Source organism: Bartonella heixiaziensis, from assembly GCF_046245125.2.
GTDB classification, from domain to species: domain Bacteria; phylum Pseudomonadota; class Alphaproteobacteria; order Rhizobiales; family Rhizobiaceae; genus Bartonella; species Bartonella heixiaziensis.
The window spans coordinates 1,166,490-1,182,763 of sequence record NZ_CP176404.1; the positions used below are offsets into that span (position 1 = coordinate 1,166,490).

At 40.6% G+C, this 16,274-nt stretch carries 13 protein-coding genes and 1 other RNA gene; 8 read left to right on the top strand and 6 right to left on the bottom strand.

The features are described from left to right. Positions 1 to 17 precede the first annotated feature (17 nt). From ssrA to ACKC4Y_RS05230, 5 genes are all read left to right on the top strand, one after another. Positions 18 to 374: a transfer-messenger RNA gene (gene ssrA / locus ACKC4Y_RS05210) on the top strand. 170 nt (positions 375 to 544) lie between these two features. Further along, positions 545 to 1,090: an SspB family protein gene (locus tag ACKC4Y_RS05215; RefSeq protein WP_409360759.1), complete on the top strand. Its 546-nt coding sequence runs from the start codon at positions 545 to 547 to the stop codon at positions 1,088 to 1,090. An 8-nt stretch (positions 1,091 to 1,098) separates the two neighbouring features. After that, positions 1,099 to 1,287, top strand: a complete 189-nt coding sequence (locus tag ACKC4Y_RS05220) for a DUF4169 family protein (RefSeq protein ID WP_409360760.1) — start codon at positions 1,099 to 1,101, stop codon at positions 1,285 to 1,287. A 6-nt stretch (positions 1,288 to 1,293) separates the two neighbouring features. Continuing rightward, entirely contained in the window at positions 1,294 to 1,545 is a 252-nt protein-coding gene (locus ACKC4Y_RS05225; protein ID WP_409360761.1) for a ribbon-helix-helix domain-containing protein, read from the top strand. A gap of 105 nt (positions 1,546 to 1,650) precedes the next feature. Continuing rightward, positions 1,651 to 3,969, top strand: coding sequence for an ATP-dependent helicase (locus tag ACKC4Y_RS05230; RefSeq protein ID WP_409360762.1), 2,319 nt, complete (start codon positions 1,651 to 1,653; stop codon positions 3,967 to 3,969). A gap of 49 nt (positions 3,970 to 4,018) precedes the next feature. Here the strand turns inward: ACKC4Y_RS05230 and ACKC4Y_RS05235 are convergent, their stop codons facing one another. Then, positions 4,019 to 4,660: a DapH/DapD/GlmU-related protein gene (locus ACKC4Y_RS05235; protein WP_409360763.1), complete on the bottom strand. Its 642-nt coding sequence runs from the start codon at positions 4,658 to 4,660 to the stop codon at positions 4,019 to 4,021. A 130-nt stretch (positions 4,661 to 4,790) separates the two neighbouring features. Between ACKC4Y_RS05235 and ACKC4Y_RS05240 the strand changes: the two genes are divergently transcribed. From ACKC4Y_RS05240 to ACKC4Y_RS05250, 3 genes are read left to right on the top strand one after another with little or no spacing between them, the layout of a single operon-like run. After that, complete coding sequence (locus ACKC4Y_RS05240; RefSeq protein WP_409360764.1) at positions 4,791 to 5,372, top strand: SCO family protein; 582 nt, start codon at positions 4,791 to 4,793, stop codon at positions 5,370 to 5,372. A gap of 31 nt (positions 5,373 to 5,403) precedes the next feature. Then, positions 5,404 to 6,273: a 50S ribosomal protein L11 methyltransferase gene (locus ACKC4Y_RS05245; protein WP_409360765.1), complete on the top strand. Its 870-nt coding sequence runs from the start codon at positions 5,404 to 5,406 to the stop codon at positions 6,271 to 6,273. A 17-nt stretch (positions 6,274 to 6,290) separates the two neighbouring features. Continuing rightward, positions 6,291 to 8,117: an aminopeptidase P family protein gene (locus ACKC4Y_RS05250; RefSeq protein ID WP_409360766.1), complete on the top strand. Its 1,827-nt coding sequence runs from the start codon at positions 6,291 to 6,293 to the stop codon at positions 8,115 to 8,117. 291 nt (positions 8,118 to 8,408) lie between these two features. Here ACKC4Y_RS05250 and ligA read toward each other — a convergent pair whose 3' ends face one another. From ligA to ftsZ, 5 genes are all read right to left on the bottom strand, one after another. After that, positions 8,409 to 10,568, bottom strand: a complete 2,160-nt coding sequence (ligA, locus tag ACKC4Y_RS05255; RefSeq protein ID WP_409360767.1) for an NAD-dependent DNA ligase LigA — start codon at positions 10,566 to 10,568, stop codon at positions 8,409 to 8,411. Between the two features lie 129 nt (positions 10,569 to 10,697). Further along, positions 10,698 to 12,359 carry a DNA repair protein RecN gene (recN, locus tag ACKC4Y_RS05260; RefSeq protein WP_409360768.1) on the bottom strand — a complete coding sequence of 554 codons (1,662 nt, stop codon included), beginning with the start codon at positions 12,357 to 12,359 and terminating at the stop codon, positions 10,698 to 10,700. Positions 12,360 to 12,365: 6 nt separating this feature from the next. Further along, positions 12,366 to 13,259 carry an outer membrane protein assembly factor BamD gene (locus ACKC4Y_RS05265; RefSeq protein ID WP_409360769.1) on the bottom strand — a complete coding sequence of 298 codons (894 nt, stop codon included), beginning with the start codon at positions 13,257 to 13,259 and terminating at the stop codon, positions 12,366 to 12,368. Between the two features lie 170 nt (positions 13,260 to 13,429). Next, positions 13,430 to 14,302 (bottom strand): UDP-3-O-acyl-N-acetylglucosamine deacetylase, encoded by an 873-nt coding sequence (lpxC, locus tag ACKC4Y_RS05270; RefSeq protein ID WP_409360770.1) that lies wholly within the window; start codon positions 14,300 to 14,302, stop codon positions 13,430 to 13,432. Between the two features lie 194 nt (positions 14,303 to 14,496). Further along, positions 14,497 to 16,269, bottom strand: a complete 1,773-nt coding sequence (gene ftsZ, locus ACKC4Y_RS05275) for a cell division protein FtsZ (protein WP_409360771.1) — start codon at positions 16,267 to 16,269, stop codon at positions 14,497 to 14,499. Positions 16,270 to 16,274: the final 5 nt, after the last annotated feature.

A 16,274-nucleotide genomic window follows, 5' to 3' on the forward strand; every position in this document is an offset into this window, starting at 1 on the left:
AAAATATTAACAACCCCCCCCTTTTCTAAAGACCGTTCTTCATCTATATTTAGATGGCTGGCTTGCCAGCTATGGTAATAAATGGACAATGAAATAAACTCATTGGACCCGGGGGCGGTACCCGGCGCCTCCACCAAAATATAATAAGCGAAAATTATACTTTGGTGGGGGCGAAATAGGATCGACAAGGGCGTAAAGATTGCTCTTTTACTCGGCATAGTACCACCGTTATCGGACTAAATGAGTAGTTGCAAATGACAACTATGCGGAAGCACGTCTCGCTGCTTGATGCAGTGCGAATGTTTCAAATTAAGCCTTAAACCGTCGCAGGTTTAAGCGGGGTTCGGAGGCACCTGGCAACAGAAGCCTTCACTTTTATAGGTATTATTGATTGATCTTTCAGACACTATTTGTCATAAAATTTCGTGTTTTTCTCAATTAATGAGGTGCATTGTAAAAAAAATATTGCTACCTTAAAGAAACATTTCATTGCATGATATCATTTATACTCAGCCACTGTGTGAAATAAAAGGAATAAACTTCGATGGTTCAAGATCAAATCCGTTACGATATTCTCGTTCAGGATGCGCTCCGTGGAGTTATCCGTAAAGTTTTATCGGAAGTTGCTAAAGCAGGACTTCCAGGTAATCACCATTTTTTTATTACTTTTTTGACAAATGCACCAGGAGTAAAAATTTCCACTCGACTTAAAAACCGCTATCCAGAGCAAATGACAATTGTATTACAACATCAGTTTAGAGATTTAAGTGTGTCAGAAACTGCTTTTGAAGTAACGCTCTCTTTTAGGGAAATTAGCGAAAAATTAGTGATCCCTTTCACGTCTATCCAAGTATTTTATGATCCCATAGCAGCATTTGAAGCAGCATTTGACTTGCCTTCAAATCTTAGCTCTAAAGAAGATAAAAACTCAGAAAAAACCATGTCCACACCTGTCATTTTATCGGACAAACAACAAAAAGAAACCATATTAAATAAAGACCAAAATCTCAAAACAAATAAAGAGCCTTCAAACAATGATGCCAAACAAAGCGCTGATGTTGTTTCCTTAGATTCTTTTCGAAAAAAATAATTTTCTTCATGACTGAACTGATTAACCTTCGTCAATTTCGAAAACAAAAGAAGCGTACAAAACAAGCTGTTCATGCAGAAGAGAATCGCTATCGTTTTGGACGAACAAAAGCTGAAAAACTTTTTGAACAAAAAGAATCCCTAAAAGCTCAAAAATTTCTTGATCAAAATCGTTTCTTAAACGATGAAGAAGAGTAAAAGAGAATGCAACGAGATGATTCTATCGATTGGTCAACCGTAATCTCACGAAAAATATCTGTTCGAATTGATGGGCACTCAACAAGCGTATCTTTAGAACAGCCGTTCATAGATATCCTCAAAGCTCTAGCACGCAAAAAAGGACGATCTTTAGCCTTTATTATCACTGATATTGACAGTAAAAGGCCACCACAAGTAAATCTTTCGGCTTCGTTACGCGTTTATGCACTCCAGAGTGTTCTCACCCAGCGCCTTTAGTATTTGTTTTATTTTTTACGATCTCTGTCTTCTTATTCAACCGAAAGTATTGTGGCTTTTTTAGATCTAGCGTTCAGATGAAAAAAATACTACACAAAAGGTACAATGAATAATTTTTCTGATGACATACCATTTTTCGAAGATGAATCCACGCCTCCAAAGCACTCAAATAACTTTGAGTTAGTTGCTCATAGTGCGCAATATGATGCTGACTATTTAGAAAAACTCAACCCCGAACAAAGACAGGCCGTCATGAATACAGAAGGACCTCTTTTAGTTCTTGCGGGTGCTGGTACTGGAAAAACGCGCGTTTTAACGACCCGCATTTCTCACATTTTGCGTTCCGGTCTTGCCTCTCCTCAGCAAATACTTGCTGTAACCTTTACTAACAAAGCGGCACGTGAAATGAAAACGCGTATTGCTGAACTTATTGGTGAAATTGTTGAAGGCATGCCTTGGCTTGGAACCTTTCATTCCACCGGTGCTAAGATTTTGCGCCGCCACGCAGAACTTGTTGGTTTAAAAAGCAACTTTACAATTCTTGATAGCGATGATGTCCTTCGTCTTTTAAAACAGCTTATTCAAGCTGAAGGCTTGGACGATAAGCGTTGGCCGGCACGAAGCTTTGCTATAATGATTGATTCCTGGAAAAATCAAGGACTGTCACCAGAACGCATTTCAGAAAGCGATGCCTATTCCTTCGGCAACGGTATGGGGCGAGAACTTTACCGTAGCTATCAGGAGAGATTAAAAAGTCTTAATGCCTGTGATTTCGGTGATCTTTTACTTCATTCTATCTCTCTCTTCCAACACAATCCAGATATTCTTCGCGAATATCATTCCAAATTCCGCTATATTCTTGTCGATGAATATCAAGATACAAATACAGCACAATATCTTTGGCTTCGTCTTTTAGCAAAACAAACAAAAGGACAACATGTCAACCTTTGTTGTGTTGGCGATGATGATCAATCCATTTACGGGTGGCGTGGTGCTAAAGTCGATAACATATTACGTTTTGAAAAAGATTTTCCTCCTGCAAAAATTATTCGTTTAGAGCGCAATTATCGCTCAACATCGCATATTCTCAAAACCGCCTCTCATCTGATTTCTCATAATCAAGGAAGACTTGGAAAAACACTTTTTTCTGATCAAACAAATAACGAAGAAGAAAAGGTAAAAATTCATGCAGCGTGGGATTCGCAAGAGGAGGCCCGAGCCATCGGAGAAGAAATTGAGCAAGCACAAAAAGCTGGTCATTCATTAAATCATATAGCTATATTGGTGCGTGCATCATTCCAGATGCGTGAATTTGAAGATCGCTTTGTAACACTTGGTCTTAACTACCGCGTTATTGGTGGTCCACGCTTTTATGAACGAATGGAAATACGTGATGCCATGGCTTATTTACGCGTTGTTGTCCAACCAGCAGATGATTTAGCCTTTGAACGCATTATCAACACACCCAAACGTGGCTTAGGAGATGCAACCGTACGTACCCTCTATGAAAGTGCACGGGCACGCGCTATCCCCCTCTTTTCTGCTGCTACTGAAATAGTTGAGACGGATGAATTAAAACCCAAAGCGCGCAGTGCTTTACGAAGCATTGTCGAAGATTTTCGCCGTTGGCAAAATATGCTGCAACATACACCACATAAAGAACTTGCCGAAACAATCCTTGATGATTCAGGCTACACAGCGATGTGGTTAGAAGATCGCTCACCAGAAGCACCAACGCGATTAGAAAATCTCAAAGAAATGATCCGCTCTATGGAACAATTTGAAAGCCTTCACAGCTTTTTAGAACATGTTGCACTGGTTATGGATGCTGAAAACAATGAAAATACCGATGCAGTCAACATCATGACTCTTCATTCAGCAAAAGGGCTTGAATTTGAAACAGTTTTTCTTCCTGGTTGGGAAGAAGGACTTTTTCCCCATCAGCGCTCATTAGATGAAGGAGGCCGTTCAGGTTTAGAAGAAGAACGCAGACTAGCTTATGTAGGACTAACAAGAGCAAAAAAACATCTGCATATATGGTTTGTATCCAATCGAAGAATTCATGGACTTTGGCAATCTACACTTCCCTCGCGTTTTCTTAATGAATTACCAGAAGAACATGTAGAATTAGTAGAAATGGCAACATCCTATGGTGGTTATGGGAAATCGCACTTTAAACATCAAAATTCCTTTTATAATGATTATTCGAAATCAGGATGGAGACGTACACAAAAAAACATTGAAGGAAAAGTTATTGCCCAATCAGTCTCTGAGATTCCTTCAGATTTTTCAATCAATGATCGGATTTTTCATATAAAATTTGGTTATGGTCATATTTCCGCAATAGACGGACATAAATTAACTATTATGTTTGAGAAAGCTGGAGAAAAGCGCGTGCTCGATAGTTTTGTAAACAAAGCTTAGCATAAACATAATGGAACCACCCCCCCAAACAAAAAACTATTTTTTCATTTTATTTTGAACGCTCTTTCCATTTGTCAATAAAAACCTCGATTGGAAGATTTTGCATATCAGGCAATGCGTTATAAATTTTATCAAGCGGCCAATTCCACCAAGCCATATCCAAAAAGCACTCAATCACATGATCGGGAAAACGCATCCGCAAGCACTTTGCAGGAACACCAGCGACAACCGCATAAGGCATAACATCTTTCGTTATAACAGCGTTCGCACCAATAATAGCGCCATGTCCAACTGTCACCCCAGGCATAATAACCGCACCATGTCCAATCCACACATCATTCCCAATGATAACGCGTTTTGCACAGCGCCTTTCGCGAAAACCACTATCTAATGCCATATAACGAAAATATTCATTAGGACGATAGGTTATTTTATGCGTTGAAAGGCGTTCCATGGGATGCTCTAACGCATTCACACAAACATGAGATGCAATAGAACAAAAACGTCCAATATTGCTGTAAATAGCCTCACTGTTACGCTCAAAATAAGAAAAATCTCCAACCATTACATCACGCAAAACCACCCGCTCATTGATTTCCACATAGCGTCCCAATTTACAACCATGCAGTCGTGCTGTCGTATGAATACGAGGCTCACTTTCATGAAATCGAAGATCTTTCTCTCTATCCATTCATCTTCCACCAATTATTTTTCCGTAAATAAAAAGACCGACTAGGTAAACAAAATCAATCATGAAACAGAGATTGCAAAGTTAACCTGCCAATGTTACAATTTCTCGATCTATCTAAGAGAGTCAAACTATGAAAAATGTAATACGCATCTTGGGGCTGACAGTCATATTTCTTGCAGGTATTTTTATTTATGATGCGTTAAAAAATAAGCCTTTAGGTGATAATTTTACACTCACTGATTCCAATGGAAAAATTATTACTGAAGCTGATATTCGAAGCAAGCCTTCAATAATTTTTTTCGGCTTCACTATGTGTCCTGAAAGCTGCCCTACCACACTGATCAATCTTGATCGATGGCTTACAGCTCTTGGCCCCAATGCCGATAAGTTAGGAATATGGTTTGTTACTGTTGACCCCGAACGTGATACACCAGAAGTACTCCATGAATATCTCAGTAATTTTAACAATAAAATCATTGGTATCAGTGGAGATCCTGATAAAGTTCATAAAATGGTAGATTCTTTTAACATCGTTGCTGAAAAAGTCCCTGGAACAGATGAAAACTATACATATAACCATACAGCAGCAATTTTTTTACTCAAAAAAGGTGGAAAATTAGCTGGCGTTATTCCTTATGAAATTAAAGAAGACGACGATGAACTAAGAGACGATATTGCCATTGAACGGCTTAAAAAACTCGTCTCAAATTAAATTTAAAAGCTGATTTAAGAGAAAGAACAGCATGTCGCAGCAAGTTCGTTTGTATTATACTGTCTTCAAAAATGAAGCAGAACAATTGTACACACTTATGGAAACAGCCTTTGATGAAGAGGGGTATCCTCTTGCTCTTGCAGAGATAGATGAAAAAAATTCTATATATGAGCTTTCACTTTATGTAGACCAAGAAAGCCAAGAGAATGCTTCAAAACGTTTTGCACACATCCTTTCTATAGATCCTAATAAAATTAACAGTGAAATTTTACCCAATATTGATTGGGTACAAAAAAGCCTTGAAGGACTAAAACCTGTGTATGCTGGACCTTTTTTTCTTCATGGAAGCCATAATAGAGGCGACATTCCATCCAATGTTTTGCCTATTGAAATTGAAGCAAATCAAGCCTTCGGGACAGGACATCATGGAACAACAGCTGGTTGTTTAGAAATGATTGCCAAAGTGATGAAACACGAAAATCCCCAAAATGCACTTGATCTCGGTACTGGCAGTGGGGTACTCGCCATCGGCATTGCAATGCTCAAACCTATTGCTATACTTGCATCTGATATTGATCCAGTCGCTATTCAAGTTACACAACACAATATCCAACTCAATGGCGTAAAAAAATATATCACAGCTGTCACAGCAACAGGTTTTTCCCATGATGAAATTGCTTCACGGGCGCCCTTTGATCTCATTGTTGCCAATATCCTTGCCAATCCTCTTATCGAGCTTGCACAAGAAATGGTAAAGGCACTCCAAAAAGGCGGATCACTAATACTCTCTGGAATCCTTGAAGAACAACATGCAGATGTTTTAAAGGCTTATGTAAAACAAGGGCTGAAACACATTGAAACATACCACCGTCAAGGATGGGTTACGATACATCTAAAATAAAAGGAAAGGACGTTGTTATGTATCAATCTTTTGAAACAATAACAAATCCAGCCCATGCTCTAAAACGCATTGCCTCTCTTCGTAAAGAACTAGACCGCCTTGGACTCGATGGTTTTCTTGTTCCGCGTAGCGATGAACATCAAGGAGAGTATGTCCCTCCTCATGCTCAACGCCTTAGCTGGCTAACCGGCTTTACTGGATCAGCTGGGATTGCACTGATTTTAAAAAACAAAGCCATCATATTTACAGACGGGCGATATAAGCTCCAAGTTCGCCAACAAACTGATCCTGATATTTTTGATTATGAAGATCTCATAACTTGCCCTCCCTCACAATGGCTTGAAAAAAATGGGCAAAAACTTTCTATTGGCTTTGATCCATGGCTTCACACCATCGCTGCCACCGATGCTTTGAGAAACGCATTAGAAATAAAAGCAGGTGGAAAACTTGTAGCAATTCACTCCAATCCCATTGATCTTATCTGGCATGATCAACCACAATTGCCGCAATCTGCCCTATCAGTTCATCCTCTCAAATATGCAGGATGCAGTTCAGATGAAAAGTTGGCATTGATTTGCAGATATATACAAAAAGCCAATGCAGAGGTTTTTATTTTTACAGATCCCTCCTCCATTGCATGGACATTCAATATACGTGGCAATGATGTTTCCAACACACCTTTTTCCCTTTGTTTTGCTCTCATTCCCATCCAAGAAACACCAGCCTTATTCATTAACAGCAAAAAACTTGATGCAGAACAGAAGCAATATCTGGAACGTTATGCAAAATTATATGAACCAGAACAGCTTATTCCAAAGATCAAAGAGTATGTTCAAAAAGGGACAGTGTTTGCCTTAGATCCACGACTAACGTGCGAAAAATTACGCACCACTATTGAAGAACAAGAAGGCTCTTTTATTACGCTTACTGATCCCGCTGCTCTACCACGTGCCATTAAAAATAGCACAGAACTAAACGGTGCGCGCAAAGCACACCTGCGCGATGGTGTAGCACTTACCCGCTTTTTTTCTTGGTTAGATAAACAAACACCAAGCACAATAAGTGAAATTTCTGCTGCTCAAAAATTAGAAGAATTTCGTATAACAACAGCAAAAGAAATGGGAGAAAAACTTGAAGATCTGTCTTTTGATACAATCTCAGCAGCAGGTGCAAATGGTGCCATTGTTCATTATCGCGTGACGACTAAAACAAATAAATTATTGAAAGCTGGTGAACTTTATCTTGTTGATTCAGGTGGACAATATCGTGATGGCACCACAGATGTCACACGTACAATAGCAATTGGAAATATTGGAGAGGAAGAAAAGCGCTGCTTTACTCTTGTTCTCAAAGGCATGATTGCTCTTTCAACCGCACGATTTCCAAAAGGCACACGTGGACAAGACATTGATAGTCTAGCACGCATCGCCTTATGGAAAGCTGGTTTTGATTATGCTCATGGCACGGGCCATGGAGTTGGATCTTATCTCTCTGTTCATGAAGGTCCACAAAATCTTTCGCGCAATGGGTGCCAAGAACTCATTCCAGGAATGATTATTTCTAATGAACCTGGATATTACCGCGAAAATGCTTTTGGTATTCGTATTGAAAATTTGATGATTGTAAAGCCAGCGCAAAAAATTGATGGTGGAGATATAGAAATGCTCTCGTTTGAAACACTTACAAATTGCCCCATTGATCGACGCTTAATCCTCCCAGAGCTTTTGACACTGCAAGAGCGACAATGGCTTAATGATTACCATGCACATGTTTATCAGATTAATGCACCTTACTTGAACGAAGAAGACAAAAAATGGGCAAAAGAAGCAACCATGCCTCTTTAAGTGAAATAGCGTACAACTTTTACTCTTTCTATAAAAAACCTCTCCTTCTCTTTTTTAAGAAAGATACGGACTTTTCATCAAAGCATATAAGATAAGAACAACTCTTTATATAAACAGTCGTATTTGGAATCTTCACAAATAAAAACTCTTCGCAAAATAAGAGAAAGCATAACAATCTCAAGAGAAGAAAGGGAATATCAGTATTCCTCGTTCTAGCACACAAGCACAAACGATGCTTTACATGAGATGAATGAAAATACTGGTGTATTCATCGTTCTTGAAAGAAAAACTTTAAACATAATGCCCCTCAATTAACTGCAACCAAGTCTCTTCATCGATAACCTCAACACCTAACTCTTGTGCTTTAGCCAATTTCGATCCCGCCCCAGCTCCTGCAACAAGAAGATCCGTTTTTTTAGAAAGTGAACCGGAGGTCTTTGCACCTAACCGTTCCGCTAACGCTTTTGCTTCATCGCGTGACATCCGTGCTAAAGTTCCTGTAAAAACAATGATCTTTCCTGCTATTGGTGAAAAATCTGTCATAACAAGTTCTTCATCAAGAGGTGTAACTTCCTTAAGCAAAACAGACAAAACCTCGCGGTTATGCGCTTCTTGATAAAAATCAAGAATCGCACTCCCTACCTGTGGTCCAATTCCTTCGATATTGGTAAGCTCTATCCAAGCCTCATTTCCTTCTGTATTAATCTCATCACATGGCATAATAGCCGTCATCGCCGCCGTCTCAAAAGCTGTATAATTTTGATAGGCGCGTGCGAGACGCCGTGCATTAACTTCTCCAACATGGCGAATTCCCAATGCAAACAAAAAACGACTTAAAGGAATTTCTCGGCGTGCATTAATGGCATCATAAAGTTTACGAACTGAAACAGTACCAAAACCTTCCATATTTTCTAAACGCACCAGAGACTTTTCTTGGCGGCGTTGTAAAGTGAAAATATCGGCTGGTGTATGAATACAAAGCGTCTCATCTTGAACATGGAAAAAGAACTCCACTTGCTTTTTCCCAAGTCCCTCAATATCAAAGGCATTGCGTGAAACAAAATGACGAATACGCTCAATTGCTTGTGCAGGACAAATAAGCCCACCAGTGCATCGACGCACTGCTTCCCCCACTTCACGAACAGCATGACTCCCACACGCTGGACATAAGTGAGGAAAAACAAAAGCAGAAGCGTCTTTTGGACGCTTTGCAGCAACAATATCAACAATTTGAGGGATCACATCACCAGCACGTTGTACAATCACTGTATCGCCTACACGGATATCACGCCCTTCACGAATTGGCTCTCCTTTATGACCAATTCCCTTAATATAATCCTCATTATGCAAACTTGCATTGGTGATCACCACACCACCAACAGTAATAGGCGCAAGACGCGCAACAGGAGTTAATGCTCCAGTTCGTCCGACTTGAATATCAATGCCTTCCAAAAGTGCCATCGCTTTTTCTGCTGGAAATTTATGCGCGATTGCCCAACGTGGTGAACGAGAGACAAACCCCAAACGCATCTGGAGCATCAAATCATTAACCTTATAAACAATCCCATCAATATCATAACTTAAGGAATGGCGGCATTCTTCGATATGATGATAATAGGAAATAATCTCTTCTAACGTCTTAAAAACTTTTGTTAATGGATTGATAATAAAACCATATTCTTTTAGCTTTTTTATCATCCCTATTTGGCTTTCTGCTGGCATTTCACTCACTTCACCCCAAGAATAAGCAAAAAATTTAAGCTTTCTACTTGCGGTTACCCGTGAATCAAGCTGCCGTAGCGAACCAGCTGCAGCATTTCTAGGATTAGCAAAAGCTAATTTTCCCTCCCCCTGTTGATTCATATTAAGCGCTTGGAAATCCTCCCGCCCCATATAAACTTCACCACGAACCTCAATAACATCAGGAAAATTGCCTTGCAAAACTTTTGGAATATCAGAAATTGTCCGCGCATTCGCTGTGACATTTTCACCTACATACCCATCACCACGGGTAGCCGCGCGCGCAAGCCTCCCTTTCTCATAGCGCAATGATAAAGATAAACCATCAATTTTCGGCTCAGCTGTTATTTCTAATATCTGTTTTTCTGGAAGTCGTAAAAAACGACGAACGCGCTCAACAAACTCACTGACATCTTCACCACTAAATGCATTGTCAAGAGAAAGCATCGCCTGTGCATGAACAGATTTTTCAAACTTTTCAGAAATCGGTGCACCAACTTTATATGAAGGAGAATCTGCACGAATAAGCTCCGGAAAGAGAGCTTCAATTTCTGCATTACGGCGGCGAAGAGCATCATATTCCGCATCAGAAATTTCAGGCTGATCATTATTATTATAAAGCACATCATGACGTGCAATCTCTTTTGCCAACCACTCTAATTCACTTTCTGCCTCAAGAACAGTAAGTTTTTTAATTGCATCCTTGTGCATAAAATCTATTCCAAATTATGGGCCATAACCATAAGAATTTCAGCGCCTTATTATCAATAAAATCCAAATGAATAATACTTACCAGTAATATCATTGATAAGCACTTAAAATACTACCTCTTAGTAATATCTATGCAAGAAGTTTTTGAGCAGCTGCGCGTGCCTCTTTTGTAATCTGTTCTCCTGCTAACATGCGGGCAATTTCTTCCGCACGCTCATGCTCCTCCATTTTATGCACACCCGTCATAAAACGTCCTTTATCATCACTTTCAACCTTTGAAATAAGAAAATGACTGTGTGCTTTAGAGGCTACCTGTGGCGCATGCGTAATAGCAAAAACCTGAATACTTTCTGATAAACGCTGCAACCTTTGCCCAATGGCAGCGGCAACAGCTCCACCAACGCCTGTATCAATCTCATCAAAAATCAATGTGGGAGCTGAACCACGATCAGACAAAACAACCTTTAATGCCAATAAAAAACGAGACAGTTCACCGCCAGAAGCTACACTGAGCATTGGTCCTGCCCGTGTTCCAGGATTTGTCCGAACCCAGTACTCAATACGATCTATCCCCTCAGCAGTCCGCTTTTCAGCATCACTCTGCATTTCAACGATAAATTCTGCTTTTTCCAATTTCAGTGCTGGCAACTCAGCCATAACGCTTTCAGACAAATGATTTGCTGCTTCTCGACGCTTTATTGACAACGCTTGCGCCAATGTATCATACTCTTTTTGTGCTTGCTCTGCCTCATTTTCTAAACGCATCAATATAGCCTGAGCATCCCCAAAAGCAGCGAGTTCAGCATCCATCTTATTGCGCAACTGAGCCAATTCGTCGGGAGAAACTTGATATTTACGAGCAAAACCGCGAAGAGCAAAAAGGCGCTCTTCTATCCGCTCCAATTCACCAGGTTCAAAATCCAATGCCCGTATTGCGGCTTCAAGACCTTCTTGTGCTGTTGCAAGTGCATGCAACGCATCATCAATAGATTTAACCACAGGTGTAATCAGCTCTTGCGACTCAGGGATTTTTCGCTCCAAACGCCTCACCAAATTAGAAAGGACAGGTATCGGCGATTTTGGGCCACTTAAGAGATCATCAGCTTCCTTAATATCTGTCGCTATTTTTTCTAATTTAAGCATATCCGCACGACGAAGAGAGAGAGCCTCTTCTTCACCAACTTGAAAATCAAGCTTTTCAAGCTCCTCCACACATGCACGAAGATAATCAGCCTCACGGACAGCATCTTCTACTTTAATCCGCTGTTGTTGCAAACGCTCCTCAAATTCACGCCATATTCGATAGCAACGACGCAAATTCTCCATTTCATCCTCAAGCCCCCCAAAGGCATCTAATAACTGGCGATGTGTTGCAACATCTACAAGCGCGCGATCATCATGCTGCCCATGAATTTCAACCAACTGACGCCCAACATTACGCATCAAGGCAACACTAGCCACCTGATCATTGATAAAAACACGACTACGACCATCACTTGACTGCACACGCCGTAAAATAATATCGCCCTCATCATCAAAACCATTTTCACGGATAAGTTGGCGCGCGGGATGTAAAACAGGCACATCAAAGACAGCTGTCACCTGCCCTTGAGTTGCACCGTGACGCACAAGAGAAGCATCACCACGTCCACCAAGAGCTAACGACAAAGCATCAAGGAGAATAGATTTTCCAGCGCCCGTTTCTCCAGTCAAAACCGATAAACCCGCTGTAAAATGAATATCAAGCGTTTCGATCAAAACAATATTATGAATCGAAAGCTGTACCAGCATAGAAAATCAACGTGCCTTATTCTTATTACCACTCAAAGCATTTGAGATCCAAGAAGATTTATGCTCCTTTGGTGACATACTATTTTTCTGCAATAAATTATAAGAAAATTTATACCATTCACTCTTGGGATAATTACGTCCTAAAATAGCTGCTGCTGTCTGCGCTTCCGCAGTTAACCCAAGAGCAAGATTAACTTCCGTCAATCGGAAAAGCGCCTCTTCGACTTGATTTGTATCGGAATATTCTTCAACTACGGTACGAAATCTTCTACTAGCAGCAAGATAACGCCGCCCCTCTTCATAATAACGGCCAACCTGCATCTCTTTACCAGCCAACTGTTCCCGCCCAAAACGTATTTTATCTTTCGCATCCTTGACATATTCAGAATTAGGATAACGCTCTATGAGAAGCTGCATAGCAGCAATAGCACGTTTTGTATCGCGTTGATCACGTGTAACATCAGGAATCCGACGGAAAGAAGAAAGACCAATAATATAATAAGCATAAGCAGAATCATCTGATCCTGGATAAAGAGTGATATAGCGCTGAGCCATGCTAATTGCTTCATCATACTTGCCAAGTCGGTAATTTGTAAACGCGCCCATCACGAGAGATTTACGACCCCAATCCGTATAAGCATACTGCTTTTCAATTGTAAGAAACTTTTTCGACGCCTCTCCAAGTCGCCCACTATCAAGATTAGCCAATGCTTGGTTATATAAAATATCTGGTGCATCCATTTTTAATACATATGCAGATGGATCAAGGGTATTTTTTTCTTTAAATAAACATCCCCCTAACACGCAGGTACTCCCCAAAAGTACCACTCCAAATAGCTTGCGTACAACGTTAGATTTCCTATATGCCATATTTCCAATACAGAGATGAGATTTTGTCATAGTTTTTCCGGCCTCCAGAGAATGTCACCTTGTAGCAAAAATTGTTAATTAGAGATTTTTATACCATATCGCTTTAAAATCCACTAACCAATTTAGTGGCTTAGGTCAATCATCCCCTTAAAAATCAAACAAACCACAAGAGAACCTTTTCAATTTTTCTTTTACTTTCCCTATAAATGAATTCTTTCGTAATATGATTCGTCCGCCAAAACAGCTTTCACCAATTGCGCATTAATTCTATGCCCACTACAATAGGAACGAAATAATCCAATAAAAGGAGCTCCAAGCAAAGCAGTATCACCAATTGCATCAAGCATTTTGTGTCGTACACATTCATCTTCCCAATAGGGACCATTTGGATTCATAATTTTGTCATCAAGTCCGATGATAAGAGAATTTTCCAAAGAAGCACCTAATCCTTTCCCAGAAGCCCATAATTTTTCCGCATCTTTGATAAAACCAAACGTGCGTGCACGTGACAAATCATCCCTAAACCCTTGTGTGGTAAGATCAAAACTGAAATGTTGTTTACCAATAGCAGAAGAAGAAAAAGAGAGCGTTACATCAAAACGGCGCCCATCAAATGGCAAAAACTCAGCAACTCCACCACCTATTTCAACTCGCAACGGTTTTTTTATAATAAAATAGGAACGCAACGCATCCTGTTTTACGATACCAACTTCTTCAAACCCTTGACAATATTGCCATGAAGAACCATCCAAAATCGGTATTTCATGACTCGACACTTCAATAACAAGATTATCCAAATTATAAGCTGCAATCGCAGCCATCAAATGCTCAACCGTTTCAATTCTGGACTCTCCCTGTCCAAGCACTGTTGATAATTCAGTCGCTCCTATTTGAGATGCATGAGCTTGAAATATTTTCTCTGTTCCATCCACCCCAAAACGCTTAAAAACAATACCACACCCAACATCAGCTGGATAAATCTTGACCACAGACACACACCCACTGTGAACACCAATGCCCTTAAATATCACTGCTTTTCTTAGAGTTGACTGATATTTTTGCACCAACTTCATTCTATCCCTTCATTGATTAGCTTTTTACGCCTTTTAAAAAATTATAAAACCATACTCATAGTAAATAATAAACCCGCTTATTATAAGCGGGTTTATAAAAAACAGAGTATTTAGCTCAAAAAGCGTAGTACATTTACTGTACAAAGATTTTACTGATTATAGAAGACAAATGCCAATTCTCATTTTTTTGCCAATTAATTTGCCTGACGCCGTAAAAACGCTGGTATTTCTAACTGATCTTCTTCACTCATAAAAGTACGCTGATCTTGCGGTACATGGGGATGCAACTCACCAGAACGACGTGGAACATAAACAGAAGCATCCTGAGAAAGCGCCTGAGAATTTTTATTATAAACATGCGCTTCTTGCTGCTGAGGCGATCTCACCGCGGGCTCTAGCCGCGCTTCTGGCTCAGCTTCCTCACGATGTGTTAAGCTCTGTTTCAAACGCTGCCAAAGATTGCGTGGTCCTTGATCGGCAACAGGTGATCTCTCCCTTTGACCATAAGCGACAGTAGGGAAATCTTTTAACTCAGGCATACGCATCGGTGCCGAACGAGTTTGCATCTGTTGCATTTGCTTTTGTTGCACTTGCTTCTCTTTCTGCTTCACAACCCCTGTCATCTCATCAAGAACATGTGCGGTTGCCTCCATACTTACTGGTGCTACCATAGAGTGCTGAGAACCACGATTAATTTGCATACGCGGTGCATTTGACATCTGCCCATGTACAACACTTGCCCCATAAGGAGCAGCATTTGCACTTCGTGCAGCAACGGCATCTGTAGGTTGTGCAAAAATTTGACTTTTAGGACGGAACTGTTCTCCAGCTGATTTACCCTTTTCTATTTCAAGTGCTTCTATCACTTCTACCATTGATTCAGAACGCAAAGGAGGTGACTGAATAGGAAAAGAAGTCTGCGACGTTGCAGGATCACTCCTACGAGCTGAAGTTGCATGTCTTTGAAGTTGAGGATGAGAAGGTTGAACGACATCACTAGCCTCACGATCAATACCCGTTGCAACCACAGATACACGAATAACCCCCTCTAAGGACTCATCATCAATAGCACCAAAGATAACATTTGCATCCGCATCTACTTCTTCACGAATACGATTCGCTGCTTCATCCACTTCAAAAAGAGTCATATCACGACCACCCGTAATGGAAATGAGTAAGCCACGAGCACCACGCATAGAAGTATCATCCAACAGCGGATTCGCAATAGCAGCTTCAGCAGCTGCCAAAGCACGACCATCACCAGACGCCTCACCCGTTCCCATCATCGCACGGCCCATTTCATGCATAACAGAACGAACATCAGCAAAGTCAAGATTAATGAGTCCCTCTTTAATCATGAGGTCTGTAATAGAAGCAACACCAGAGTAAAGCACTTGATCAGCCATAGCAAAAGCATCAGCAAATGTTGTTTTTTCATCCGCAATACGGAAAAGATTCTGATTGGGAATAACAATCAATGTATCAACAGACTTTTGTAACTCATCAATACCAGCCTCTGCCGTTTTCATACGACGAGCACCTTCAAACTGAAATGGCTTTGTCACAACACCAACGGTCAAAATACCTTTTTCACGAGCAGCACGAGCAACAACAGGTGCTGCCCCTGTTCCGGTACCCCCACCCATACCAGCAGTAATGAAAACCATATGGGAATCTGCGAGATGATCGATAATTTCATCAATACATTCATCAGCAGCTGCTTGTCCAACTTCAGGCAAAGCGCCAGCTCCTAAGCCTTCCGTAACTGCTGCACCAAGCTGGATAACACGTTCAGCCTTTGACATAGCCAAAGCCTGCGCATCCGTATTCGCAACAACAAAATCAACTCCCTGAAGACCAGCATTAATCATATTATTCACGGCATTCCCGCCACCACCTCCAACACCAAAAACGGTAATGCGTGGTTTTAATTCCGCGATATCTGGCCGATGCAGATTAATCGTCATTTCCT

Coding starts and splice junctions, on each gene's coding strand:
- ACKC4Y_RS05215 (WP_409360759.1), top strand. CDS start 545: ATGGTTCAAGATCAAATCCGTTACGATATTCTCGTTCAGGATGCGCTC.
- ACKC4Y_RS05220 (WP_409360760.1), top strand. CDS start 1,099: ATGACTGAACTGATTAACCTTCGTCAATTTCGAAAACAAAAGAAGCGT.
- ACKC4Y_RS05225 (WP_409360761.1), top strand. CDS start 1,294: ATGCAACGAGATGATTCTATCGATTGGTCAACCGTAATCTCACGAAAA.
- ACKC4Y_RS05230 (WP_409360762.1), top strand. CDS start 1,651: ATGAATAATTTTTCTGATGACATACCATTTTTCGAAGATGAATCCACG.
- ACKC4Y_RS05235 (WP_409360763.1), bottom strand. CDS start 4,660: ATGGATAGAGAGAAAGATCTTCGATTTCATGAAAGTGAGCCTCGTATT.
- ACKC4Y_RS05240 (WP_409360764.1), top strand. CDS start 4,791: ATGAAAAATGTAATACGCATCTTGGGGCTGACAGTCATATTTCTTGCA.
- ACKC4Y_RS05245 (WP_409360765.1), top strand. CDS start 5,404: ATGTCGCAGCAAGTTCGTTTGTATTATACTGTCTTCAAAAATGAAGCA.
- ACKC4Y_RS05250 (WP_409360766.1), top strand. CDS start 6,291: ATGTATCAATCTTTTGAAACAATAACAAATCCAGCCCATGCTCTAAAA.
- ligA (WP_409360767.1), bottom strand. CDS start 10,568: ATGCACAAGGATGCAATTAAAAAACTTACTGTTCTTGAGGCAGAAAGT.
- recN (WP_409360768.1), bottom strand. CDS start 12,359: ATGCTGGTACAGCTTTCGATTCATAATATTGTTTTGATCGAAACGCTT.
- ACKC4Y_RS05265 (WP_409360769.1), bottom strand. CDS start 13,259: ATGACAAAATCTCATCTCTGTATTGGAAATATGGCATATAGGAAATCT.
- lpxC (WP_409360770.1), bottom strand. CDS start 14,302: ATGAAGTTGGTGCAAAAATATCAGTCAACTCTAAGAAAAGCAGTGATA.
- ftsZ (WP_409360771.1), bottom strand. CDS start 16,269: ATGACGATTAATCTGCATCGGCCAGATATCGCGGAATTAAAACCACGC.